This window comes from Pseudarthrobacter sp. TE9888, from assembly GCF_056279345.1.
Genome location: NZ_JBWBRD010000002.1, coordinates 1,531,336 through 1,549,275 on the forward strand (window position 1 = coordinate 1,531,336; position 17,940 = coordinate 1,549,275).

16 protein-coding genes are annotated in these 17,940 nt (G+C 62.5%); 10 read left to right on the forward strand and 6 right to left on the reverse strand.

The genetic code is table 11. The features are described 5' to 3' along the window. Nucleotides 1-10: 10 nt before the first annotated feature. The 6 genes from ACZ9J7_RS07725 to ACZ9J7_RS07750 are packed head-to-tail and all read left to right on the forward strand — an operon-like array spanning nucleotide 11 to nucleotide 4,679. Nucleotides 11-778, forward strand: coding sequence for an ABC transporter permease (locus tag ACZ9J7_RS07725; protein ID WP_275181162.1), 768 nt, complete (start codon nucleotides 11-13; stop codon nucleotides 776-778). Then, nucleotides 775-1,548, forward strand: coding sequence for an ABC transporter permease (locus tag ACZ9J7_RS07730; protein WP_476208359.1), 774 nt, complete (start codon nucleotides 775-777; stop codon nucleotides 1,546-1,548). The genes ACZ9J7_RS07725 and ACZ9J7_RS07730 overlap by 4 nt, the downstream gene beginning before the upstream one ends. Next, complete coding sequence (locus ACZ9J7_RS07735; RefSeq protein ID WP_476208361.1) at nucleotides 1,538-2,374, forward strand: ABC transporter ATP-binding protein; 837 nt, start codon at nucleotides 1,538-1,540, stop codon at nucleotides 2,372-2,374. Before ACZ9J7_RS07730 ends, ACZ9J7_RS07735 begins: the two co-directional genes overlap by 11 nt. After that, complete coding sequence (locus ACZ9J7_RS07740; protein ID WP_324643703.1) at nucleotides 2,371-3,060, forward strand: TetR/AcrR family transcriptional regulator; 690 nt, start codon at nucleotides 2,371-2,373, stop codon at nucleotides 3,058-3,060. The genes ACZ9J7_RS07735 and ACZ9J7_RS07740 overlap by 4 nt, the downstream gene beginning before the upstream one ends. Then, the gene (locus ACZ9J7_RS07745; protein WP_476208363.1) at nucleotides 3,057-3,770 is read left to right on the forward strand and encodes an SDR family oxidoreductase; all 714 of its coding nucleotides are present in this window, start codon (nucleotides 3,057-3,059) and stop codon (nucleotides 3,768-3,770) included. The genes ACZ9J7_RS07740 and ACZ9J7_RS07745 overlap by 4 nt, the downstream gene beginning before the upstream one ends. Before the next feature lie 33 nt (nucleotides 3,771-3,803). Then, entirely contained in the window at nucleotides 3,804-4,679 is an 876-nt protein-coding gene (locus ACZ9J7_RS07750) for a VOC family protein (RefSeq protein WP_476208364.1), read from the forward strand. Nucleotides 4,680-4,696: 17 nt separating this feature from the next. Here ACZ9J7_RS07750 and ACZ9J7_RS07755 read toward each other — a convergent pair whose 3' ends face one another. After that, on the reverse strand, nucleotides 4,697-5,401 hold the full coding sequence (locus ACZ9J7_RS07755) for a GntR family transcriptional regulator (RefSeq protein ID WP_476208365.1): 705 nt from the start codon (nucleotides 5,399-5,401) through the stop codon (nucleotides 4,697-4,699). Nucleotides 5,402-5,525: 124 nt separating this feature from the next. On the opposite strand from ACZ9J7_RS07755, the gene ACZ9J7_RS07760 reads away from it, so the two are divergent. From ACZ9J7_RS07760 to ACZ9J7_RS07775, 4 genes are read left to right on the forward strand one after another with little or no spacing between them, the layout of a single operon-like run. Beyond that, nucleotides 5,526-6,368, forward strand: a complete 843-nt coding sequence (locus ACZ9J7_RS07760; RefSeq protein WP_476208367.1) for a fumarylacetoacetate hydrolase family protein — start codon at nucleotides 5,526-5,528, stop codon at nucleotides 6,366-6,368. 20 nt (nucleotides 6,369-6,388) lie between these two features. Then, on the forward strand, nucleotides 6,389-7,984 hold the full coding sequence (locus ACZ9J7_RS07765; RefSeq protein WP_476208369.1) for an FAD-dependent monooxygenase: 1,596 nt from the start codon (nucleotides 6,389-6,391) through the stop codon (nucleotides 7,982-7,984). 17 nt (nucleotides 7,985-8,001) lie between these two features. Continuing rightward, nucleotides 8,002-9,984 (forward strand): flavin-containing monooxygenase, encoded by a 1,983-nt coding sequence (locus ACZ9J7_RS07770; protein ID WP_476208371.1) that lies wholly within the window; start codon nucleotides 8,002-8,004, stop codon nucleotides 9,982-9,984. A 59-nt stretch (nucleotides 9,985-10,043) separates the two neighbouring features. Next, a complete protein-coding gene (locus tag ACZ9J7_RS07775; protein ID WP_476208373.1) occupies nucleotides 10,044-11,390 on the forward strand; it encodes a carboxylesterase family protein in 1,347 nt (448 codons plus the stop codon). A gap of 32 nt (nucleotides 11,391-11,422) precedes the next feature. On the opposite strand, the gene ACZ9J7_RS07780 is transcribed toward ACZ9J7_RS07775, so the two are convergent. The 5 genes from ACZ9J7_RS07780 to ACZ9J7_RS07800 form a co-directional block, all read right to left on the reverse strand. Next, nucleotides 11,423-13,432 carry a flavin-containing monooxygenase gene (locus ACZ9J7_RS07780; RefSeq protein WP_476208374.1) on the reverse strand — a complete coding sequence of 670 codons (2,010 nt, stop codon included), beginning with the start codon at nucleotides 13,430-13,432 and terminating at the stop codon, nucleotides 11,423-11,425. Between the two features lie 107 nt (nucleotides 13,433-13,539). After that, nucleotides 13,540-14,331, reverse strand: a complete 792-nt coding sequence (locus tag ACZ9J7_RS07785) for an IclR family transcriptional regulator (RefSeq protein ID WP_476208375.1) — start codon at nucleotides 14,329-14,331, stop codon at nucleotides 13,540-13,542. 67 nt (nucleotides 14,332-14,398) lie between these two features. Then, a complete protein-coding gene (locus ACZ9J7_RS07790; RefSeq protein ID WP_476208376.1) occupies nucleotides 14,399-15,997 on the reverse strand; it encodes a bifunctional 3-(3-hydroxy-phenyl)propionate/3-hydroxycinnamic acid hydroxylase in 1,599 nt (532 codons plus the stop codon). A gap of 3 nt (nucleotides 15,998-16,000) precedes the next feature. Beyond that, nucleotides 16,001-16,939, reverse strand: coding sequence for a fumarylacetoacetate hydrolase family protein (locus tag ACZ9J7_RS07795; RefSeq protein ID WP_476208377.1), 939 nt, complete (start codon nucleotides 16,937-16,939; stop codon nucleotides 16,001-16,003). Nucleotides 16,940-16,942: 3 nt separating this feature from the next. Then, nucleotides 16,943-17,854, reverse strand: coding sequence for a VOC family protein (locus tag ACZ9J7_RS07800; RefSeq protein ID WP_476208379.1), 912 nt, complete (start codon nucleotides 17,852-17,854; stop codon nucleotides 16,943-16,945). Nucleotides 17,855-17,940: the final 86 nt, after the last annotated feature.

Consider the following 17,940-nt stretch of genomic DNA (forward strand, 5'->3'; position numbering starts at 1 on the left):
GTGGATTGCTGTGGGACCCTACGTCCTGGGCGTCGCCGGCATCCTGGCGGCACTCATCGCCTGGGAACTCTTCTCCGCCTTTGGCCCAGTCAGCCAGCACCACCTGCCACCACCATCGGTGGTCATTCCTACCCTCCTTAAAAACTTCACCTTCACCCAGTTCTGGCTCACCGTGGGCCAGACGATGTGGGCCTGGTTCCTTGGGCTGACCATCGCCACGCTGGGCGGCCTCGCAGTGGGCTTGCTCATCGGTTCGAGCCGCTTCCTGCGCGCTGCAACGCACACCACGGTCGAGTTCCTGCGTCCCATTCCTGCTGTAGGCCTGATTCCCTTGGCCGCACTGTTCTTTGGACCGCGGATCGGCGCCGAACTCCTGATTGTGGTTTACGGTTGTTTTTGGATTGTCCTGATCCAGGCCATGTACGGCATCACGGACATTGACAAGGTGGCCGACGACACCGTTCGCACGCTGCGGATGACGTGGCTTCAGCGGGTTCGGCACCTGGTATTGCCCACGCTCCTGCCGTACCTGATGACCGGCATCCGCCTTGCTGCCACGGTTGCCCTGATCCTTGCGATCAGTTCCGAACTCATCGTCGGTACGCCCGGAATAGGCCGGGCAGTGGCACAGGCCCAGTTGAACGACAACCCGGCGGCGATGATCGCACTGATCCTGACATCCGGGCTCCTGGGCATCCTGGTGAACCTTATTTTCCGCTTCATCGAGCGCAAGGTGCTTTTCTGGCACAGCTCGGTCCGTTCGGAGGTGGCGGCATGATCGTCCTCAAACGCCTCGGCATGTGGTTCGGCCTGCCGGCAATCCTCATTGCCATCTGGTGGGCGTTCACAGCCCAGGGAGCCAACTTCTTCGTTCCCAAGCCGGACAAACTGGCCACGACGTTCATCAACGTGTGGTTCAGCGAGAAGTTCTTCACCGACGTCGTGCCCAGCATGGGTCGGCTGCTCATCAGCCTTGCCGTCTCCCTGATACTCGGGGTGGCGCTGGGGATCGCCATCGGTCTCTCGCGCAACCTCCGCTGGTTCCTGGAACCCCTGCTGGAATTCATCCGGGCAGTGCCTTCAACCATCCTCATCCCGGTGCTGCTCCTGCTCATCGGCATCAATGACACGATGAAGATCACTGTGATAGTACTGGGCTGCCTCTGGCCTGTCCTGCTCAATACGATCGAAGGCGTGCGGTCCCTCGACGAAGTGCTGAAGAACACGGCACTCGTCTACCGGCTCCGCGGCTTCGACCGCATACGCTACCTGGTGCTTCCCGGCGCTTCGCCGCTCATCATGGCCGGCATCCGGCATAGCCTTGCGGTGGGGCTTATCCTCTTGGTCGTCTCGGAAATGTTCGCGTCGACCGACGGTATTGGCTACTCCATTATTAACTTCCAGAACCGCATCGCGATCCCCGAAATGTGGAGCGGAATATTTCTCCTGGGGATCATAGGGGTGCTGCTTTCGGTGGTATTCCAGGCAATCCAGAAGCGGGTTCTGGGATGGTACTACGGTCTGAAGGAGGCCTCCAATGACGGCTAGCAAGTCGGATATCCGGCTCAGTGTCCAGCAGGTGCGCAAGGTATATAGCGCAGGCACACGGAACGAGGTGGAGGCCGTACGGTCCCTGACCTTCGATCTCCACGCCGGCGAGTTCGCCTGCCTGGTAGGGCCCTCCGGTTCCGGAAAGACGACGCTGCTCAAATGCATTGCCGGGCTCCTGGATCCAACATCCGGTGAAGTGGTCCTGGACGGCAAGCGCGTCTCCGGGCCCGCCGAGGGCATGGCCGTGGTCTTCCAGGAATACAGCCGCAGCCTCTTCCCTTGGTTGAGTGTCGAGGACAACGTCGAGCTGCCGCTCAAGACCTCCGGCGTGCCCAAGGATGAGCGTAAGGCCCGGGTCAAGGATGCGCTTGAGGCCGTCACCCTGTCCCACGCTGCCAAGAGCTACCCGTGGCAGCTCTCCGGCGGCATGCAGCAGCGCGTGGCGATCGCCCGTGCCGTAGCCTCCAACCCCAGCGTCCTGCTCATGGACGAGCCCTTCGCGGCCGTCGACGCGCAAACCCGTGGAGAGCTGGAGGACCTGGTCCGTGAAGTCTGGAAGCGGTTGGACATGACCATCCTCTTCGTGACCCACGACATTGACGAATCCGTCTACCTGGCTGAACGCGTCCTGGTGTTGTCCAGCTCGCCCACTATTGTCCAGGCTGACATCCACATCGACCTTCCCGATGCCCGCAGCCAGGCCGACACGCGGTCCCTGCACCGCTTCGGCGAACTTCGCCACCAGGTGTACGAGGAGGTTCAGTTCGCCAAGACCAATCCCGGCGGCGAACGGATGACCGCGCACGACGGGTTGTACGCATGAGCCCCCGGGCAGGCGCGGATGTCAGCAGCAACGGCAAGACCGAGAGCGGCAAGCGTCGCCGGGTCCACCAGTCCACGCCGGAAAATGAACGCGCAATCCTTGAGGCGGTGCTCCAGCTTGCCGTGAAAGTGGGCTATGAAGGCACCACCATGGCCGAGGTGGCACGGGTTGCCGGCCTGCCAATCGGTTCGGTCTACTGGCACTTCGAAAACAAAGAGGGCCTCTTTGCCGCACTGATCGATTACTGCTTCGAAAACTGGCAGACACGCCACCGTGGGCCGGAGAACAGGGTGATCCTCCGTACGAGTATCGCCGGGTCCGCCGCAAATTCAACTGATCCTGAGCACGCACAGGAAGCGTTCTGGATCATCGGGTTGCTGTTTGCCCTGGAGAAGCGGCTGGCGGGCAACGCAGCCCGCCAGAAGTACTTGGAAGTGCGCGAGCAGATGTATGAACTCATGGTTGAGGCTGTCACTCCGGGCCTCCCGGAGGCGGCCTTGCGCGTCAAGCCGGACCTCGCCCGGAAAGTCGTCATGCTGGGCCGCGCCTTGACGGACGGCTTCTACATCTCGGCCTCCGCAGGAGATGAGATCGACTTTGCTGAGGCGGCCGAGCTGTCTGCGCTCGCCATGGACAAGCTCGTCCAGCACTACGCCGAGCTCGGGGCGGCGGAGGACAAGGGGTGAAGTCATCAGGCAAAGTTGCGCTGGTGGTCGGCGGCGGTCGCGGGATCGCCGGCGCGGCTGCCAGGGCGTTGGCTGATGACGGGTACAAGATTGCAGCCCTTTCGCCCTCCGGGAGTGCCCTGGAGTTGGCGCGCTGCCTCGGCGGCGTGGGCGCGGTCGGTTCGAACCGTTCCGTTGGGGATCTGCAGTCAATTACCGACTTGGCGCTGGAGACTTACGGGCGGATCGACGTCGTAATCAACAGTGCCGGCCACGCGGCCAGGAAGCCGGTGCTTGAGATCAGCGACGACGAATGGCTCGAGGGCTACGAGATGTACCTCATGAACGTCATCCGCATGGCTCGAATCGTCACCCCCCACCTGCTGGCCGGGGGCGGGGGATCGATCGTGAACGTTTCCACCAGCTCCCCTTTTGAACCCAATCCGAACTACCCAGTATCCGGCACATTCCGCGCCGCCTTGGGGTCTTTTACCAAGCTGTATTCCGACGAGTACGGGCCGTCCGGAATCCGAATGAACAATGTCCTCCCTGGATTCACGAAGGAGGACCCCGGTACCGTGCCGGCTGAATGGACCACCCGGATACCGCTGCGCAGGGCTGCCAGCTCCAGTGAAGTGGCCCGCGTCATCCGGTTCCTCGCAAGCGAGGAATCAAGCTACATCACAGGCCAGAACATCCGCGTGGATGGTGGCGCGTCGCGCTCCGTTTAGGAGCCGGCACCTGAAAGAAAGGCATTTTTAGCTATGTCACTTGGTGTGATCACCGAAATGGGCTATCTCGCTATGAGAACCCGGGACTACGACGAGTCCCTTGAACTGGCCACCGACGTCCTCGGCCTGCGTATGACGCTGAACGATGATAAGCGTGCCTACCTGTCCGCTGCGGACCGTCACCACGAGCTGGTCTACGTGAAGGGCGAGGAGGACGGAATCGACCACGTCGGCCTTGTGGCAGACAGCCCGGAGGGGCTCGAAATCATTCGCAAGCGGCTGGAAACGGCAGGGTTCCCGATCCTTACGCGCAGCCCTTTGGAGCGGGAGATCGGTGAGGGCTTCGCCGTCCTCGGCCCGGAAGGATACGTCTACCACGTCTATGTGGGCATGAAGGACCACCGGCACGGTCCGTCATCGTTTGGCCCGGACCGTTATGGCCACATCAACATCCATCCTCAGAATCCCACCGCCATGAAGGACTTCCTGGTCGAGTTTTTCCGGTTCAAGGTTTCCGATGTCATTGGCCAGGATTTCGCGTACTTCCTGCGCTGCAACCCGGACCACCACGGCATTGCCTTGATCAAAGGCCGCGGTTCCCTGCACCACCACGCGTGGCAGACGCAGTCCATTGCCGACCTTGGCCGCCTCGGCGACCGGCTGTTCGCCAAGGGCCGTCGGTTGATCTGGGGCCCGGTCCGCCACGGCGCGGGCCACAACATCGCCGCCTATTATGTCGAACCCAATGGCACCGTGGTCGAACTGTACACCGATCTCGAGCAAATCCACGAACTGGAGCGTCCCCCGATCGAGTGGGACCAGGATGACCGGACCTGGTTCAACCGTTGGGGCGTCTACAACGGCGAGGATTTCCGGAAGCACGGAGCCTTCCCCATCGCATTGAACTAAGAACGGCCGGGTTGCCTTTACTCCTTGGGCAGCCCGGCGTCGGAGGCGGCATGAAACTCGGCTTCTTCGATCACGTCGATCGTGCGCATGTAGTGCTCCCGCAGAAGCTTGGTGGCCGTCGGAGCATCGCGGGCTATGGTCGCCTCGAGAATCGCGCGGTGCTCGGCCTCGATGTCCCGGGATTGAGCGCGTTTATCCGGCGCGGTCCAGAGGCGGTAAAGAGCGGTAGCCTCGCCCAGGGTGGCTGCGAAATCCTGAAGCAAGGGGACAGGACAGGCTTCCAGCAACTTTGCGTGGAACGCCTGGTGGGCCAGGAACCATTCCACCGAGATGTGGTTCGGGTCCTCGCTGGTGCGGCGCGGGGTCCGCTCCAGGCGGTGGTGGACGGCAAGAAGATCGGACTCCCAGGCAACGTCGCCCTGTTCAATGGCCAAGGTCAGCCCGTACTCCTCCACCCGGCAACGAAGTTCACCCAGACCGCGCAGTTCTTCCAAGGTGTATTCGGACACGAAGAAGCCTCTGTTGGGACGGAATTGCAGCAACTTTTCACCAGCCAAACGCACAAGTGCTTCACGGACGACCGTGGAACTGGCGCCGTACCGCTTGGTGAGCTCACCAACCTGGAGGTTGGTGCCCGGGGCCCACTGGCCAGCAAAGATGTCGGCCCGCAACTTGCCCCGCACTACTTCACTGATGGTTTCTGCATTCGCTTGTCGTGCCATGGGACAAGCGTACACTTACGCACTAACACACTAAAACTACATTATTGACTCAAGAATGCATTCTCCGTATAGTTCAAACACCGGCAAGCCGGAGGCAATGACGCCGGCCCTAGAAAGGATTCACATGCGCTACGCGAGTTACTTGAACCAGGAAGGCCAGCCCACGTGGGGACTGGAGACCAACGGAGAACTGCTGGACCTCGGTCCCAGCGGAGCCAAGCTCAGCTCTTCGCTGCAGTCGGCCATCGAGGAAGATCTGCTGTCAGCTGCCCTGAAATGGGACAAGGCGCCGGTTCAGCCCGTTGAAGGAACCTCCTTCCTTCCCGTTCTGTCCACCCCGGGCAAGGTCATCTGCATTGGTGTTAACTACCGCAGCCACCGTGAAGAAACCGGACGGGACGAGGTAGGCAAGCCCACCGTCTTCGCACGCTTCTCCGATACCCTGGCCGCCCACGGCGCGGACCTGCCGATTCCCGCCGAAAGCTCCATGTACGACTACGAAGGCGAAGTCGCGCTGGTGATCGGAGCCCACGCGGATCACGTCAAGCCTGAAGACGCCTGGAACTACATTGCCGGCTATGCCGCATTCAATGACTTCAGCGCCCGCGACTGGCAGCGCCACACGGGTCAGTGGACCCCGGGCAAGAATTTCCCGCTCAGCGGTGCCTTCGGCCCGTACTTCATGTCCGCCGAGGAAGTCGGTGACGTCACCGAGCTCGTGGTGGAAACCCGCGTCAACGGCGAGGTCCGGCAGCGCGCCGCCGTCGCAGACCTCATCTTCGACATCCCCGCCATCATCGAGTACGTCACCGCGTTCACTCCGCTGGCTCCGGGCGACGTCATTGTCACCGGTACGCCCGGTGGTGTGGGTCTCTTCATGGAGCCGCCCACATTCCTGGTCCCGGGTGACGTCGTCGAGGTTGAGGTCGGCAAACTGGGCACCCTTCGCAACGTCCTCGTTGCTTGAGGATGCGTGGAGGAAACACTATGGATGACTTCGATGTTGCGGTTGTGGGGGCCGGGCCCGTTGGGCTGACGGCGGCGCTGTTGCTGGCCGACGGCGGTGCGCACGTTGTGCTGCTGGAAACCGCCAAGGCGCCGATGGACCTGCCGCGGGCCATCAGCATCGCTGACGAGACCTTCCGGACGATGGACCGGCTGGGCCTCGCGGAAGCGTTGAAAGCGGAATCGCTGCTGGGAACCGGCAGCCGCTACTTCGGGCTGAATGACCGGCCACTTGCGTCGTCCACGCCTGTTCCCTCCCGCATCGGGCATCCTGCGAAGTCGCAGTTCGACCAGCCCGTGCTGGAAGAACTGCTGTGGAACAAGGCCTGCGAACACCAGAGTATTGAGTTTTTGGCCGGTGCCCAGGTAAATTCCATCAGCCAGAAAGCGGGCGGGGTAACAGTCGGATTTGATTCCGACGCCGGCGCGGGCACCGTGACAGCCTCGTGGCTGGTCGGGGCAGATGGCGGTCGCAGCTTTGTCCGCGAGAGCCTGGGCATCGACCTGGTGGGTTCCACCCAGCAGGAACGATGGATTGTTGTGGACTTGCTCAACGTCCCTGGAGCACGCGAACCCTTCGCCGAGTTCCATGGCAACGGGACACGTCCCTACGTCCTGGTTCCCGGAATCAAGGGCCGCCTGCGGCTCGAATTCATGCTTTTCGATCACGAAGATCCGGACGAGATGACGGCCCCGGACAAGATCCTGGAGTTGTCCCGGCCCTTCCACCCGGAGCTCCGCACCGAAGACGTCAGGCGCGCTGTGGTCTATGTAGCCCATCAACGGCTTGCCCGCACTTACCGTTCGGGCCGCGCCTTCCTGATTGGGGATGCGGCGCACCTGATGCCTCCCTTCTCCGGACAAGGACTGAACGCAGGCCTGCGGGATGCCCTGAACCTGAGCTGGAAGCTGCTGGAGGTGCTTCGCGGTGTGGGGACCGACCGCCTTCTGTCCACCTACGAGTCGGAACGCCGCACCCACGCGGCCAAGATGGTCAAGGTCTCGCGCCGGACGGGCGCTGTGGTGATGGCCGTAGGAGCCTTCAGGACCAATCTTCGGGATATTGCCTTCCGTGCGGTCAGCCTGATTCCCGCTGCGCATCGGTACCTGGGGTCGATGCGGTTCATCACCCCGCCGGACTACCGCAACGGTGTTGCCATCAAGGCCGATCGCGACGTTGATCGTCGACTCGCGGCCTGGGTGGGCCTTGCCCTAAGCCAACCGACCCTGACTGACGAGTACGGTTCCGTGGCTCCCCTGGACTCCCACCTGGGGAGTGGATGGGCACTCATCACGCTTGGCGCAGGCAGCACCGGAACGACAGCGGGCAAGCAGTTCTGGTCCTTGCTGGGCGCTCGCCGGATCACGCTCAATGGTAATTCCGACGCCGCGCGCCGGAATGGTGACGAGCAGGTCCTAGTAGATGCGGCACGGGTTCTTGCGCGTCCCGGGCTGGCCACACCCCACACCGTGTTGGTGCGGCCGGACCGCTACGTCGCTGCCGTATTCACTGACCAAAGTGAGACGGCCGTGATCAACAAACTGCGTTCATACGTCGATCCGCTGTCGCGGTCCTGACGAATCAAGGAGGAAAAATGCCCAGCATGCAGGAAATAAGGTCTGAGACGATGCGGTTTGATGACCTTTACTGGGAAGCAAGCTCAGAGCCGATCGTCGAGGACGACGTCCAACTGGAAAAGATCGTCGCCCAGGCGGAACTTCCTGTCCTGCTCGCCGCCCTCGCGGCGGCGCTCGGAGACTCTTCTTTCCTTGAAAGCGACCTGGAGCCCCCCTTGACTCTGGTGGACACCCAGCCTCATCCGCACGGAGGCATGTCACCGGAGCAGCAGGAACGCGCCAAGGCACTTGCTTTGGACGGTTTGCGGCAGCTGCGGGACAAGGAGATCACCAGTGTTGATTTGCTGGAGAACGACGCCGTAACGGACCTCCTCGGGTATCTCACAGGTGGCCGCGAGAACTGGTTCGCGTCGCTGAAGCACGAACTCGACCTCGCTCCGGACAAGGGCGGAGCTCCGCAGTGGACTTTCGATGAGGTAGCTGACGGACGCGACTTCCCCGTGTTGATCATCGGTGCCGGAATCGCCGGAATCGCTGCCGCCTTCCGCTATTCGCAGGCAGGTGTGCCGTTCACCGTGGTGGAAGACGCGCCCACCCTGGGCGGGACCTGGGCCAAGAACACCTACCCCGGTGTCCGCCTCGATACCCCCACGTTCGGCTATTCGTATTCCTTCGCCCAGCGTGGTGACTGGCCACACCAGTTCGCCGAAGGCGGAGACGTCCTGGACTACGTCCGGGACGTGGCTGAGCGCGCAGGGCTGGTGGAGTCCATCGAGTTCTCCACCCGGCTTGTCCGCCTGTCGTGGGACGAGGAATCCCGCACCTGGCAGGCGACCACCCGCCACGGCGGCGGGCAGGAGCGGTTCCGCACCTTTGCCGCCGTCGTAAGTGCCCTGGGCCAACTGGACCGGCCCAACATCCCGGACTTCCCCGGCGCTGAGCTCTACCGCGGGGTGACCATGCACTCCCAGGAGTGGTCGCACGATGTAGATTACCGCGGCAAGCGTGTGGCGGTCATCGGCACGGGTGCCAGCGCCTACCAGATTGTGCCGGCGCTGGCTGACGAGGTGGCCGGGCTGGTGCTCTTCCAGCGCAGCGCGCCGTGGATGCTGCCGGCTCCCAGTTATCACGACGGCGTCAGTGGCACCTTTGACTGGTTGCGGCGCAAGGTGCCGCACTACGCGCAGTGGTACCGGCTGTGGGTGACGCTTCAAGGTATTCCGGGCCGCCTGCACACCGTCACGGCGGAGGACGGCTGGCAGGGCGCTCCCTTGAGTGTCTCGGCCAAGAACCAGGAAGTGCGGGAGATGCTGGTCGAGCGCATGAAGGAGCAGTTCGCGGACCGTCCTGAATTGCTCCAGAACGCCATTCCCAACTACCCGCCCGGTGCAAAGAGAATGCTGCGTGACAACGGGGTGTGGGCCGCAGCCCTCAAGTCCGAGGGCACCACCGTGGTCACCTCCAGGATCGAAAGGTTCTCGGAAAACGGGATCATCGACAACGATGGCGTTGAACACGAGGTGGACATCGTCGTCTTCGCCACCGGATTCAAACCCTCGGACTACCTGGATGAAGTGGAGGTCGTCGGCCGTGATGGTGTGGAGATCCACGATTTCTGGAAGGGCGATGCCCGGGCCTACAACGGCGTCACTGTCCCTGGATTCCCCAACTTCTTCCTGATCTATGGACCCAACGTTGGTGGTGTAGTGGCCGGAAGCCTGCACTTCATGATTGAGCGCGCCGTCGAATTTTCCCTCAAGGCCGTCCACGAGGTCCTGCGGCGCGGTGCCTCCGCGATCGACGTCAAACCGGCGGCGCTGGGCCGCTTTGTGGAATGGGTCGACGCCGGAAATCGCCGGATGGCGTGGGGGCAGCCCTACGTACGCAGCTGGTACCAGAACTCGCACGGCCGTGTTTCGCAGGTGTGGCCTTACACCAACGTCGAGTACTGGGAGGCAACCGAGACAGTCAAGGCTGACGATCACGAGTTCCTTGCGTGACGCTTCTGCTGATTGACACCCCCGCCGGGAAGGTCCGGGCAAGTCTCTGTGGAGGAGTAATGGACGCGCCCGGACTTCGCTACGGCACGGCTCCTGCGGATTCGCGAAGCGGTGAGGTTGCCGGTGGGGTTGCCGGCGAAGCACAAACCGGCCCAGCCGCCTTTCCGCAGCGGCCGGGCATGCTGGACGGCTTGCTTGGTACTGCGCTGAGCGAACTTGAACAGCGGGAAGACGCTTTTACCCTGCGGGTCCAGGCGCCTGCCGGTGCCCACGGATTGCCTGTGCTGTTCTTCATTCCGGGTGGCGGTTTCACCACAGGTTCCGGGGAGAGCCGCTGGTACGACTCCCCGGACCTGATACGGACCGGCGGCTTTGTTCTGGTCACCGTGAACTACCGGCTGGGGGTGGCCGGGCACTTCAGTCCGTCCGGAGACCCCACGGAATCCACCAAACCGTTGCGTGATCTTAAAGCCGCACTGGCTTGGGTGCGGGAGAACATCAGCCCTTTCGGGGGAGACCCGGCCAAGGTTACCCTGGCCGGGGATTCCGCCGGGGCCTGGTACGCCTACGCGCTGAGCACGGACCCGTCTGTTCGCGGTATGGCGGCGCAAACCCTGTTGCTCAGCATGCCCCGCTTGGCGCCCCTGCCCGTGGACGTCTGGCTGAACCATCGCGCAGCTGTTCTTGAGGCATTGGGCTCGGACCTGTCCGCTGCTCCTACTCCGGCCCTTCTGGATGCCCAGGAGGCTGCGAGGACAGGTCTTCGGCCGTTCCCGTACATGCCCGCCGAGTCAGCGGAGGCTCCGGCCGACTTGGTCAGGTATGCCGATTCGGTGCAGAGAATCCACACCGGGGCCCTGCTGATGATCACCACTGCTGAAGAGTCCGCGGCGTTCCTGCGCAACCAGCCGAGGGAACGGTTCTCAGATGCGGGCGTGAACGAGTTCCTTGAACGAACCTTCAAAGACCCGGCCCTGGCGGCGGAACTGCTGGACGCCAAGGGTGACGAGCCTGATGCTTACCTGAGGATGGTCCGAGCCGCCACGTTGGCCCAGTTCCGCCTCCCCGCCCTGGAGATCGCCGCACACTCACCCGTACCTGCGCAGGTGGTCCGGTTCGATCACCAAAGCAAGCTTGATGGTGCTTACTCAGCCCATTGCTTCCCGCTCGCATTCATCTTCGACGGAACAGACCGCTGGAGTGATTCCCCAATGATGATCAACGCCACGGAGGCGGAAACTTCCCGGGTGACTGCCTCGATGCGGGAACTGATTTGCCGGTTCCTGTACTGCGGAGTGGCCGAAAGCAGCCGCTATGACGTCGCGGCCCCGCGCTCGCTGGTCATTGATGCTGACGGGGTCCGGTGGGCGCCAGCCAGCGAGGCGGAAGTACGGGTGTTGGGCTAGGGGTTCCCTCCCTGCCCAACACCTTCCCGGCCTTACGGAAGGAACTCGTAGTCGTCCGCCTCAACCTTCTCGGTGATCCGCCAGTATTCGGTGGTCTTGAAAGGCCACACCTGGGAGACCCTGTTGAAACGGTTCTTGTACCAGTTGGTGACGTAGGGCTGGCCCCACGTCATGCGGCGGTTCTCGGCGTCCACCCACTCGATATGACGGTCGAGTGCTTCCTGCTTCAGGTCGAGCGCAGCCTTGTCCCGCAGGAGGAGCTGGTGGATCGCCTCAACCGCATACTCGGCGGCGCGCTCCATCATGATGTGCAGACCCCCCGCGGCCACGCCGGTGGTGTTGGGTCCCAGCATCATGAACAGGTTCGGAAAATTGGGCACAGTAATTCCGGCGAACCCCTTAGCATCTCCCTGCCAGTAGTCGTGGATTTCCAGGCCGCCACGCCCAACGATCTCGATGGGGTCAAGGTAGTCGGAGGGACGGAACCCGGTCGCGTAGATCACCACGTCCACATCGATGTGTTCTCCGGCGCCGGTAACCAGCCCGGTGGGGGCGAACGATTCCAAACCTGATGACACCACCGTGGTGGCGGGGGCCATGAGCGCCGCAGCCCAGACGCCGTTGTCGCGCAGCAGGCGCTTGGCCGACGGCGGGTAGTTGGGGATTGCTTTTTCGAGCAAGTCCGGACGGCCTTCGTACTGGAGCTCCATGCGTCGGATGACCTCTTGGCGGAAGTCCTCGTTCCTGGGGCTGACACTCAACGGGGCTTTGTCCCATCCCTCCTGGACCGTGGCGACGTTGATGCGACCTTCGACGCCAAGCGCCGTGACCCAGAGGCGGAACCACTTGCCGTAATGGGGAACCTTTGAATGCAACCAATGAGCGGTCCCTGACATCGGCTCGTGATAGCTCTCGGCGGGCAGCATCCATGGCGCGCTGCGCTGGAAGACGTGAAGGCTCTGAACCTGATCGACAATTGCCGGGATAATTTGGTAGGCGCTGGCACCGGTACCGATCACGGCCACCTTCTTGCCGCGCAGGTCCACGGAGTGGTCCCACTCCTGCGAGTGCATCTGCGCCCCGGTGAATTCCTCCTGCCCGGGCCAAGTTGGAATGTGGGGATGATCGAGCTGGCCTACGCAGGTGATAATGGCGTTGAACCGGCGGGTCTGCCGGGTTCCGTCCGCGGATCCGGTGGTGGCTTTCCAGGTCCTGGTTCCCTCATCGAACTCGGCTTTCTCCAGCCACGTATGGAGTTCGAGTTCGTCGGCAAGCTCTGCGCGGGCCACCACTGTTTCCAGGTATTCAAGGACTTCCTCGCCCTTGGCGAACTGGTGTGGCCAGTCATCGCGCTGGGCGAAGGAAAAGCTGTACCCGTAGGTCGGGGTGTCCAGGCGGACGCCAGGGTAGTGGTTCTTCCACCACGTTCCTCCCATCCGGTGGGAGGATTCAATCCAGGTGTAGGGGAGTCCAGCTTCCTTGAGTCTGTACGCTGCAGCGATGCCGGAAACGCCGGCGCCCACAATCAGTGTTTCGAAGGTTCGTCCCTGGGAAAGCTCGTCAAAGGACCAGTTGGGCGAGCCGTTCCGCTGGGGGCTAATGAGCAATTCATGCTGCATCTCTCCAGCCCAATTCGGATCAGAGCTGGTGCGCCCGCCGGTAAACCAGTCCAGGATGTGGTCCGCCTGAGCCGCGGTAAGTTCACCCACTGTCCGAACTTTGTTATCGCGCAGGCGCCGCAGCCCTTCGAAGGCGATGTCCCGGCCACGGGCGATCTGGTCCTCGTCCAGGCCGCCGTAGGGCTGTGTAGTGGCACCCATGGGCGGCAAAGGTGGGGAGAGATCCGGCTCCAGCAGTGACATGTCCTTCAGTGCTGCGGCAAGCGCGGCCATGAGGACGGGCAGCTCAGCACCTTTAACGTAGGCCCACAGCTCCTGGTCGGTCTCCGTAACCTGTGCGTATTCGTCCCGGCCGTAAAGGTCCCCGCTATGGACGGGCGAGGTCCGTTCGGTGGTGGCTGCCGGCGTGATCAAGGCATTCATGAGTTTCCTCCTGCGCGCCTTTATGGCGCGGTTTATGTGACGACGTTGTCTTGGTCAGGAATTAGCGCGGTGTCCGCGCGGTTACTCGCGAGCTGAAGTGGGTCCTGTCAGCCCCTCTGAAGTCGGAAATCGTCCGTGGCAGTGCGGACTGCTGCAACGATTTCTGTGATGCGGGGCCGCATACGCTCCGCCGGCCCCGAGACCGTCACCGCGCCGAGGACATCCCCTTGGTCGTCGCGGACCACGGCACTGACACCAATGACGCCCGGTTCGCTTTCTTCATTGTTCAGGGCCCAACCGCGGTTGGAGATTTGGGCGAGTTCGGCAAGCAAGTGATCGCGGTCGTGGATCGCCAGGTCGGTTCCGGTGGTCCAGCTCCGTTCCCCGGAAAACAGGCGATCCACTTCTTCCGGGGGAAGGTTTGCCAGAAGGCACTTTCCAGCCGAAGTTATATGGGCCGGAAGGCGATGTCCCACCCTGGAGACGGCGCGGATAATGTGCGGGCTTTCCACGCACGCAAGGAACAACGCCTGGTCTTCCTTGAGTATCAGATAGTGGGCAGTCTCCCCGGTCTGTCTGGCCAGCCAGGCGAGGGTCGGCTCGATCTCGGTCCGGATGTCGCCCTTGTTTGTCAGCGCTTGCGCCAGTTGCATCAATGCCGGACCCGCGACGAAGGACTTGTCCGTCGGGTGGCGTTCCAGCAATCCGGCCTGGGCCAGCGTGGAGACCATCCGGTGCGCCGTCGACCGAGCCGCACCAAGTTCCTTAGCGACGTCGACGATGCGGATGCTGGACTTCGAACGCAGCATGAGGAGGGTGCGGGCGGCATTCTCGACCGACTCGATCGGATACCGGTATGCCGGATCGGTGGAGGACTCCTCGGGGAGGGTGACGTTCATGGGACTTAGCCTCTTCGTGTGTGGGTCGTCTGTAGCCAGCATAGACAGACCGCGGACCCCGCTGGCATTACGCATGAACAGTGCCTCCCACAAGCTCGCCGGACTCTTCATTTCCGCCCAACAGGGGCGAACGCCGGGTGACGTAAGCCAGAAGTTTGTCGATGGATTCCTCCAAAGCCCCGGTGCCCTTTCCGGCGTCGAACACGTACGCGTCCGGCCTGACCACCACCCAATCGGCGTCAGCGGCACCCAGCCAGTCAGTGAAGCGGCTCCCTTGTTCCACAAGGCTGCCGGCCCCGGGGGAGGCTTCAGTAGAATGCGCGCTGATGGTGGCTACTGAGACGTCCAGCAATTCCAGATGACGCTTCGCGGATCCGGACAAGCCATCCAGCACGTCCGGGTGGGCCGTCAGCAGCGTCAACGAGGAGCCGAGGACATTGTCCAAAAGGGCGCCTTTGTGACAGGCAATGCGCGGCTGAACGGCCAGCCGGCCACCCAAGGCGCCGTCCACGAACCCGGCTCCCAGCTGCGGCTGGAACGGCGGGTTGGCTTCCGTTTGGGCTTCCAGCTTGCGGTCCCGTTCCGCTGCTTTGGCGGGATCCGTCTCGCAGACCATCTGGCCCACACGGACCGATTCGGCGATGTACTCCGTGACGTGCGGCCGGCGGCTATCGGTGTAGGCGTCCATGAAATCGACCGGAGCGGTGCCGTTAAGCACCTTGTTGAGCATCCACGACAGCGTCATTGCATCCCGCATTCCGCTGATCATCCCTTGGCCCATGAAAGGCGGCATCAGGTGCGCTGCATCTCCTGCCAACAAGATGCGGCCCTGGTTGAAGGTGGAGGCCACCAGGGAATGGAACGTATAAGTGGTGGACCGTAGAAGGGTTGCTGTGTCCTCCTTAATCCATCGACGAAGCTTGGGCCAGACGTTTTCCGGCTTTGCCGCTTCCACAGGATCGGCTCCATCGACGATCATGAACTCCCAGCGGTAATGGTCACCCCCCAACCAGGCCATGTGCGAAGGCTGCGCGGGATCGAGGACCTGGCCGGTATCTGGAACATCAGGGGCCGTGGCCCCCTCCTTCATTTCCACGTCGATAACCACCCACGTCGCTTCGAACCCAAAGTCGTCCCTCGCGATCGTCGCCTGCTCCCGGACAAGGCTGTTGGCGCCGTCCGCCCCCACAACGAAACGGGCAAAGATAGGTTCCGCGCCGCCGTCGACCGTCAACGCAACGCGGTCTCCGAGATCGGATACTGTCTGCACGTTAGTCGACTGGCGCACTGTGACGCCCGGGGTCGACTTGGCCGTCGCGTCGAAGATGTCCTCGATGTCCGGCTGATAGAAGTGGTAGGAGGATTCCCAGCCGCTTGGAGTTTCCCAGCCACGTGGCAGGTTGGACAGGACACTCAGGTCGGCGCGGAGGAGCAGGTACTCGCGGGCAGGAACGATCGCTGCGTTGATCTTCTCTGAGATGCCCATCGCCTGCAGGATCCGCATGGCCTCGTGGTCCAGGTGGCACGCCCGCGGCAGAGGGTACAGGCCGGCTTGCTTGTCCAGAACCAGGACCGACCACCCCTGCCGTCCCAGCAGCGTTGCCAGGGTCTGGCCTACAGGGCCATAGCCTACGATCGCGACGTCATAGTTCGTGTCTGCTTCCATCTCCTACTCCACTCCCTGACGGCGGAACGACGCCGGCTCCGGAGTCTTGGCGATCGTAGTGCGCTGGGTACCAAGGCCCTCGATTTCGATGAGCACCTCGTCACCGGCCTCCAGCCACGGAAATTCACCCTCGCCGTGCGTGCGGCTCAGTTCAAGGATGCAGCCCGTGCCGCAGGTGCCTGAGCCGAAGACGTCACCGGGGCGAACCTCGGTGCCGCGGCTCGCGTAGGAAACCATCTCGCCGAACGAGTAGTGGACGTCAGCCCAGTTGGCCCGGGAATATTCGACGCCATTGACTGTGAGGGACATGGCCCGGTCAAAACCCGTTGCAGTCCGGTGCGGCTCCAGCTCGTCCTTGGTGACCAGCCAGGGGCCGAGCGACGTGGCTGTGTCCTTGCCTTTCACGGGCCCCATCGAGAGGAGCATTTCCTCGTGCTGGACGTCGCGGCCGCTCCAGTCGCAGAGGATGCTGTAACCAATGATGGCGGCTTCGCCTTCCTCGGCCGTGAGGTCCTGCCCGGCTTTGCCGACAACTGCGGCGACCTCGACCTCGAAGTCGAAGCGTTCGGATCCCGGGGTCATGGGGATTTCGCCTTCGCCCCTGAAGTTGTAGGGGTTGGAGAAGTAGAAGACCGGGATTTTGTACCAGAGTGGGTTCATCTCCAGGCCACGCGACTCCCGGCCGGCCTTGACGTGCTGTTCGAAGGCATAGAAGTCGCGGAAGGTGGGCGGAGTGGCAATCGGGGAGAGGTTGCTGACCGTTGAAGGATCGACGACGGCGCCTGCCAGGATTGCTTGTTCGCCGGCCTTCCGCAGGGCTTCTTCACCCTGTCGGATCAAGTCGAGCAGGTCATGGTGGCCCTCGATGACCCGATATGAATCGTCCACGACGACGCCAATTCGGGGCAGTGCGCCTTCACTGCTGAATCGAACGAACTTCATGGCTTAGCGTCCTCCCACCAGCTGGGTGTTTTGGCGGTACTTGGAAGGGGTTGGGGCCAGCCCCAAGGCGCGGAATCCTTCCGGGAGGTAGTCGTTCCACTGGTTCCACCACACTTCGCCGTCTTCCCACACCACTGGTTCGCGGTTGTCGTCATAAATTTGTTCGATGTCGGTGTACAGCTCCACCACGTTTCCCGAGTGTTCCTTGTAGTAGCAGGCAATGTTGTTGCCCGCACCGTGCCGGACCGGACCCCAAAGCAGCTCCCGTCCCAAGGCGTGGAGACGATCTCCGGCTTTGGTGAGGTCGCTGACGCCTTGAACCTCCCAGGCGTGGTGGTGGAACGTGCCCCGCCCTTGCAGGACGGCGATGCCGTGGTGTTCGGTGTTGCAGCGCAGGAAGTAGCCCCTCGAACCTCCGGTGCCGATCACATCGGAAATCCGGAAATCGAGGACCTTGGTCAGGAATTGCACCATTCCGTAGTGATCCTGCGGATGGAAGTTGAAGTGGCCGTACCGGTTCGGGCCGAAACCCTTGGACGCGATGCCGGCCTTTTGCAGGCCCAGGGAAATTTCGAAGGCAAAGCCCTCCGGACCGATGAACGTGAAGCCGTCCTCTACGCCCTCTCCGGTGGGCTTCTCTGAGACGACCAGAAAACCTTCGTCCTCGATCCGCCGTCGTACATCCCTGAGCGCATCGCCGTTAGCGGCGATGAGTCCCAAGGCTTCCAGGCCGTCGACGTCGGACTCGACGTACGTCAGCTCGTGGTGCACATCGGCGGCAGCCAGGTAGGAGACGCCGTCGGTTTGCTTGGTCTCGCGCAGGCCAAGGATCTGGGTGGCGTCGAAGACGGACTGTTCAAGGTTGGAGGTCCGGATCGATACCGGCCCCATTTCGGAAATTGCGCCCCAAGACATTAGGTACCCCATCTCTGGATGAATCACTTGATTGGTGTTCCGTTCAGTAGAACATGTTCTGTTATGCAGATCTTGTGAGGACGCTA